At 67.6% G+C, this 6,229-nt stretch carries 7 protein-coding genes and 2 pseudogenes; all 9 read left to right on the top strand.

Annotated features, from left to right (window positions below; genetic code table 11):
• The first annotated feature begins 771 nt into the window (after positions 1 to 771).
• The 9 genes and pseudogenes from ACZ67Q_RS37430 to ACZ67Q_RS37390 all read left to right on the top strand — a co-directional run bounded on the left by ACZ67Q_RS37430 (position 772) and on the right by ACZ67Q_RS37390 (position 6,092).
• Positions 772 to 1,467 carry a DUF2637 domain-containing protein gene (locus ACZ67Q_RS37430; RefSeq protein WP_471191446.1) on the top strand — a complete coding sequence of 232 codons (696 nt, stop codon included), beginning with the start codon at positions 772 to 774 and terminating at the stop codon, positions 1,465 to 1,467.
• A 631-nt stretch (positions 1,468 to 2,098) separates the two neighbouring features.
• Entirely contained in the window at positions 2,099 to 2,632 is a 534-nt protein-coding gene (locus ACZ67Q_RS37425; protein WP_471191443.1) for a VOC family protein, read from the top strand.
• Positions 2,633 to 2,752: 120 nt separating this feature from the next.
• Positions 2,753 to 2,857, top strand: a pseudogene (locus ACZ67Q_RS37420) (IS5/IS1182 family transposase); the annotation flags it as partial.
• Between the two features lie 196 nt (positions 2,858 to 3,053).
• Positions 3,054 to 3,680: pseudogene (locus ACZ67Q_RS37415) on the top strand (serine/threonine-protein kinase); the annotation flags it as partial.
• A 55-nt stretch (positions 3,681 to 3,735) separates the two neighbouring features.
• Positions 3,736 to 4,122 carry a protein kinase domain-containing protein gene (locus ACZ67Q_RS37410; protein ID WP_471191461.1) on the top strand — a complete coding sequence of 129 codons (387 nt, stop codon included), beginning with the start codon at positions 3,736 to 3,738 and terminating at the stop codon, positions 4,120 to 4,122.
• Positions 4,123 to 4,476: 354 nt separating this feature from the next.
• Entirely contained in the window at positions 4,477 to 4,668 is a 192-nt protein-coding gene (locus ACZ67Q_RS37405; RefSeq protein WP_471191470.1) for a hypothetical protein, read from the top strand.
• Between the two features lie 524 nt (positions 4,669 to 5,192).
• Positions 5,193 to 5,348, top strand: coding sequence for a DUF6131 family protein (locus tag ACZ67Q_RS37400; protein WP_361635904.1), 156 nt, complete (start codon positions 5,193 to 5,195; stop codon positions 5,346 to 5,348).
• A gap of 105 nt (positions 5,349 to 5,453) precedes the next feature.
• Entirely contained in the window at positions 5,454 to 5,627 is a 174-nt protein-coding gene (locus ACZ67Q_RS37395; RefSeq protein ID WP_471191467.1) for a hypothetical protein, read from the top strand.
• Positions 5,628 to 5,750: 123 nt separating this feature from the next.
• A complete protein-coding gene (locus ACZ67Q_RS37390; RefSeq protein ID WP_471191464.1) occupies positions 5,751 to 6,092 on the top strand; it encodes a hypothetical protein in 342 nt (113 codons plus the stop codon).
• The last annotated feature ends 137 nt before the right edge of the window (positions 6,093 to 6,229 follow it).

Below are 6,229 nucleotides of genomic sequence, written 5' to 3'. Positions count from 1 at the left end.
CATCGCCCGCCTGCACAACCTCACCCTCACCGGATGACAGGCAAACGAGCAGGTCAGCCTGCATGCCTCAGATCATTTACGGGACAACCTCTAGGTCGACGCAGGCCGGTTGGTGATGCGCTCCAGGCGCGGCACCGAGATACTTCGGGCGCTTCCGGAGATTGAGGCCATGATCCCTGTTCGCAGGCAGCGGCCCTCCGCGCCGGAGAGAACTCAAAGGACAATCCGCTCGATTCATTACAGATTAAAGCCAACACGGGTGACTCTTACGACAAGCGCCGCCTTCAAAGGTTTCACCAAATCCTCTCACTCGTTTGCCGCGCATCTGGAGGAGGGAGGAATGCGTTAGCGGACTATGACGAAAGCAAGTGTATTTTCCTCGGCCTCCTCCGGGCCGACGGCGGAGAAGCGCCCTGCGGCCCGGGGTGTGCCGGTAGGGCGATACATCTTCACGCCGGCCTCGGCGTATTCATCGCCAGACGCCAACGGAACCCTGCACAAAGACGGCGCGAGGGTCGAACTGCGGGTCACTGAGACCCTGCTCCGGGAGTTCCTCGTCTTGCTGGACGTGGCCCAGGAGGAGCTCGGTCGGCGGTGGGACAGCCAGTGGCATTCCGCTGGCCTGGCAGCCCGCATCTGACGGAGGCGGACTTTCGTGAATCACGATTATCCGGAGCACTGGTTCGCCCGGCACGATGAACACCTCGGTGCTTACCAGGACGGGTGCAGTCGACCGGTTGGCACATGGGCGCCCCTGAGACTCTGCACTCGGTGACCTATCCGGTAGAGGGTTGGGACCCCGTCGAGGAACTCACCTACCTTCTGCAGGATGTCGCGACGGCGGAGCAGGTGGCTGCCGTGCCACCCCCTCGCAGCGAGCCGTCCCCCGGCATTGACAGCACCGACGACCCGATGGACAAGCTGGTCAAGCTCACGGCTGAGTTGCCGCCCATCCGGCGCTTCTCCGCCGGGCATCGGAAGGTGCGAGCCCGCGAACCCCGCTTCACGAGGTTGCAGACCCTCAGCTACGTCATCGCTGCCATCGCCTGCATCATCGTTTCGATGGTGAGTGTTTTTGGCGGCATGGTGGCCTACGCGCCTCTCCTGCATGTCGCGCCGGGTACACGGGGCGCCATGGCTCAGGCGTGGCCCCTTCTGATCTACGGCCCCTGGATGGTGGCCTCGCTCTCCATCCTGCGGGCTGCCCTGCACCAACGACGTGCGATGCACTCCTGGTTCGTCGTTCTGCTGTTTTCTTCCCTCGCCATGATCCTCTGCGTGGCCGAGGCCGACAGGACCTTCACGAGTGTCGCCGCAGCCGCCTTGCCGGCCATGGCATCCCTGGCCTGCTTCCAACAGCTGGTCCGTCAGATCACTCTCACTCGGCCACCTCGCCAAAGGACCTCACGTCGCCGACAGCGCCTCACTCCCCAACCTCCGGAGTCCACCAAACCCAAAAGGGCATAGCCTCACGCCGAGATTCACGTCATTGAAATAGCAGATCCGGAATTTGTACGGATCTCATATGGCACTGTAGGCGCACGGACACCGTGTTCTCTGCAGTGCCCTGCCCGCCTGCTTTCCCCAGCACGACACGCGACTGCCGCGGTGGTCGTCGACAGGCAGCCGGGGGACCTACGAGCGGGGCGCGTCAGCCGAGGGCAGGCGCGTCCCTTCGGCCAGCAAGTCGGCCGTAACCGGAATCGGGGCACCACACGCAGATGGAAGACGCGATCGCAGCACCCCGACGTCGTCTTCCATCGGTCGACGGACCGGCCGTGACGATCGCCCCCGGTACGCCAGACTGATCGAGGAAGCCAACGAGGGCAGCCTGGCGGTCCGCGACTGGTGGCTTCGTACGCGGTGAACAGCCGAAGCAACCGTGACTGACTCCATGTCATCTCGGGCGCAGCCCCTCATCCCGCCACCTGACAATGGGCCTGTTCCAACCTCAGGTTGCGGTGGCGGAGGGCTATGAACGGGTCTTCCTCCGAGCGGTCGTGAGGTAGCACCGGCGCCCGGCTCCATATAGGACAGAAACTGACCTGGATCCCGCCTAACGTCCCGGCTGACAACCAACATTGGCGGAAGGGCCGTGATGTCTGAGCAGACCAACTCCGCGCCGGCGGGCTACACCACCGTTGCCCCCTGGGTCGTTACCGACGACACGGGGGCTTTCCTCGACTTCGTCTCCCGGGCGTTCGGGGGTGAAGAGCTGGCGCGAGTGCCCACCGAGGATGGTTTGATCGGTCACGGCGAGATTCGAGTCGGCGATACCGTCGTGCTGGCCTTCGACCGGCACACGAACTGGTCCGCCATGCCAAGCCTGCTGCGCGTGTTCGTCACCGACGCCGACCAAGCCTTTTCACAAGCCGTCGCAGCCGGCAGCCATGTCGTCACGCCTTTGGCCTACGATGCCTTCGGACAGCGCGGAGGCCGTATCAAGGACCCGTTCGGCAACATCTGGTGGGTGATCAGCCGCGTCGAGGACGTCTCTGAAGAGGAGATGTGGAAGCGGCTGCAGGACCCCGCGTACGCCGAAGTCATGCGCGTGGCTCAGGAGACACTCGACGCCGAACTCAGCGGTCGAGACCAGGGACGCAGCAGTGCTCCTGTCAGGACAACCAACTGATCAGTTCCCAACTTGACTGGAACGATCGGCAGTTGGCGTGGGGGCGGTGTCCGGGAAGAGGTGAAGCTCCTGGTAGATGGGTTGTCAACCAAGATCAACCCTATCTTCCCGGAGCTTCATGTGCTCGTCTGCCCATCGGGGATCGATCTGTCCAGTGTGACCCTGCGCTACCTCTCCCGCTTGCTGACCACCCGACGCCTGGAGCGGGGCACGCGGTGGCGTCGCCCTGCTGGTCCTGGTCCACGCGCTGCTCACCGCGCTCTGGCTCGGCGCGTACGTCCCGCTGCTGGCCAAGGCCCGAGCCTTCTTCGAGAAACCGGCCGTGCGCCGGACCATGGACCGCGTCACCGGGGTCGTACCGACTGGCTTTGGCCTGAATGAACGACCCAGCCGGGACGCCGCGGCCCCCTGACGACCCCCGGTGAGCCGCTGCCGATCTTCGTATCCGCGTATCGCCCCTGTGCCCCGTGGGCAAGCCCTACGCCGACGGCTGCGCGGCTCGGCCCACGGGCCGGCCCCGCGCACGACAACTCGGATCGAACGGGGGTTCTCCGTGAGCGACGGTGAAGTGGTCGGGAGCCGCTACCGGCTGGTGCGTCCGCTCGGCGCGGGCGGTTTCGGGCAGGTGTGGCTCGCCCACGACGAGGAGTTGAACGTCGAGGTCGCGCTGAAGCAGGTGCGCATCCCCCACCAGGCCACCGAGGCGGAGCGCGAGGAGCGCAACGCGCGGGCCGTACGGGAGGCACGGCACGCCGCACGGCTGCGCGACCACCGCAACATCGTCACCGTCTACGGCGCCCTGCGGGAGCGGGGCGGCGACCCGTGGATCGTCATGCAGTACGTCGCGGGCCGCTCCCTCGCAGTGGAACTGCGAAAACGCGGGCGGCTCCCGGTCGACGAGGTGGAGCGGGTCGCCGCCGGGGCGCTCGCGGGGCTCGCGGCGGCGCACGCGGCGGGCATCGTGCACCGGGACGTGAAGCCCGCCAACGTGCTGCTGTCCACCGACCACCGGGTGATGCTCACCGACTTCGGCATTGCTCTCGCCGCCACGCACACCGCGCTGACCGCCGAAGGAGTCGTCATCGGCACGCCCGCCCGGCTATCTGGCGCCCGAGCTGTGGCGGGGCACCAAGCCGGGCGCGCCCGCCGACCTGTTCGCGCTCGGGGTGACGCTGTACGAGGCGGTCGAGGGCGAGCCGCCGTTCCCCCGGCACAACCCGACCGCGGCCTTGACGGATCCGCCGCTGCCGCCCGCCCACGCCGGGCGACTCGCGCCCCTCCTGGTGGACCTGCTGGAGAAGGACCCCCACCGGCGGCCCGACGCCGACAGCGCCCTCGCCCTGCTGAGGGCGCTTCCCGACACCGTACGCGGCACCGCTCCCGGCACCCCGCTCGACGCCGCTTCCCAGGCGACCACCAAGGTCCTGCACCCGCCGCGGACCCGAAAATCGGAGCCCGAGCAGCCGCCGTCGTCCACCGGCACCCGTTGACGATCACGACCAGCCGCGTCGAAGCGATCAAGGACCGCGGGAAGAGGCACGCTGAGTTCTGCTCCGCCGTGACGTTCGTGGTCATCGGTCTGCTGATGGTGGGCCTCACCCTGGGTCACGTGGGCGCCGCCACCGAACTCAGCGTCGGCGACGACCTCCTCATCGTCCTCGGAGCCACCGTGGCGGGCTGGACCTACGGCTGGGTGCAGGGCGGCTGGCGGGCGTTCCAGGCAGAACCCGACAGCCTCACTGTCGGCCCGGCCGGACCTGATCGTCACGGGTGGCACGAAAGCCACGTAAAAGAGGAGCGACCTTGCCGCCGTACGCCTCAAACGGTCGGGGGCGACGGTCACCGTGTCCGCGACGGTCCTACCCGAGCGCGCGGCCGACGAGGCGTTTCGCCGCAAGCACTTCGGCATCGACAAGGAGGGCAAAGTCGATGTCCACGTCGGTCGGGGCATCCCCGTCAGCGACTACGGCAGCTTGATCGCGGCGCTCTCCCGTAACGCGGGCGACCTCTACCAGGGCCCGACACACCTGCTGTGAGTCGCGCGTGCCGCATGATGACGCGTGGACTTCGAGCCCCACGGGGGCGAACGGCCTGGGCGAGGAAGCGGGCGCAGCCGCGGTCGGCGCGGGCGATCAGGGCCGGGGAGGGCCGGCCGAAGGCGGGGGGCTGCAGACCGCGTCCTTCGGGTGCGGGGCCAGCGGGTGTGGGGGCGCTCATGGGCACCGCCTCCGTTGCTGAGTGCGTCGGTGTCGTTCGACGCTACGGAGGCCCGAAAGGCGCCACCTCGCGGCCGCGCGCCTCCAGCGGTGAGGCGAGTGGCGTCACAGTGCAGCGTCGTCGCGCTCACCTCCTACGTGTTCCGGCTCGCGTACGAGGTGCAGCAGGGGCGGTCGGGTGGCCCTCGGCCACCTGATCCGGGACACCATGCAGCCCCGCTCTCACCAGGCATGATCCCTAATTATTCGGGTATCACCCGATTGACATCTCCGTGGCAGACAGCGACGCCTTGCCAGGCCCTGTCATCAGCGGCCGGCCGCGACCGCTGAGAAAGGAGACCACCATGATCGCCCTCGGCGTCATCCTGCTCATCGTCGGGTTCCTCCTGCACATCGGCATCCTGTGGACGATCGGCATCATCCTTCTCGCGATCGGGCTCATCCTGTTCGTCCTCGGTTCCATCGGACACGCCGTCGGAGGCCGGCGCCATTACTGGTAGCGCAGCACCGGCTAGGTTTCCGTGGCGAGCACCGCCCAAGACGGCCGGACAGGGCTGAATCGACCGTCGGGAGTTGCCGCTGCGGCCCGTGCTCGTCGACGTGTCATGAAGAAGATCATTACGACGAGGCTGCCGGCCCTCGCCGGCGCTTCCCTCGCCACCCCCCTCGGCGGCGCCAGCCCCCTCTCGTCCCTCGCCAACGGCGGCGACAGGGGTTCACCTCTCTCCTCCCTGACCGGCGGCCTCAACGGGCTGGGCGGCGCGGCATCCCCTTCCTGAGCACTGCTTCGGTACGAAGAAGGCCCCGCCCGTGATCAATGACGTCCCAGCGGGCGCGCTACCGGCTCTCACGGAGCCGCACCCGCCCTGCGTGCAGCAGAACGGGCAAGCGAGGATGCCCGGATGAGACGAACGATCACCACCGCCGCCGCTGCGGCACTCGTCGGCGCCCTCCTCCTCACCGCCTGCGGGTCGAGCGGCCCGTCGAAAGGCCAGAAGAAGTTCACCGACGCCGCCGCGGCCGTCGATCCCGACGACTTCGGCGGGCTCAAGACCGAGGACCTCGCCAGCACCCTGGGGGACGAAGGAAAGGAACTGTGCGACCAGTTGCAGAAGGGCTCGTACGCCGATGCCCTCGCGTACGCAGAAATGGGCTTCCCCCAGAAGCAGGCGGTCGCGCTCATCGACGCCGCGGTGCTCGACGACTGCACGGACCAGAGGGACAAGGCGCCGGCCGGGTCGTAGTCGGCTATGGAAACGGGACTGCCAGGTGAGGGGGCCCGTAGACATCCTTTTGCTGGGTTTCGGTGGCCGGCGTCCGGCTCCGGGTCGTTCGGGCGAGTCATTGTCAAGAGCTGTGGATCGGGCTGGGCTGAGTCGGC

This window comes from Streptomyces sp. NPDC036813, from assembly GCF_055609245.1.
The sequence above is the reverse complement of the archived record's forward strand: the minus strand, read 5'-3'. Positions and strand labels throughout refer to the sequence as shown.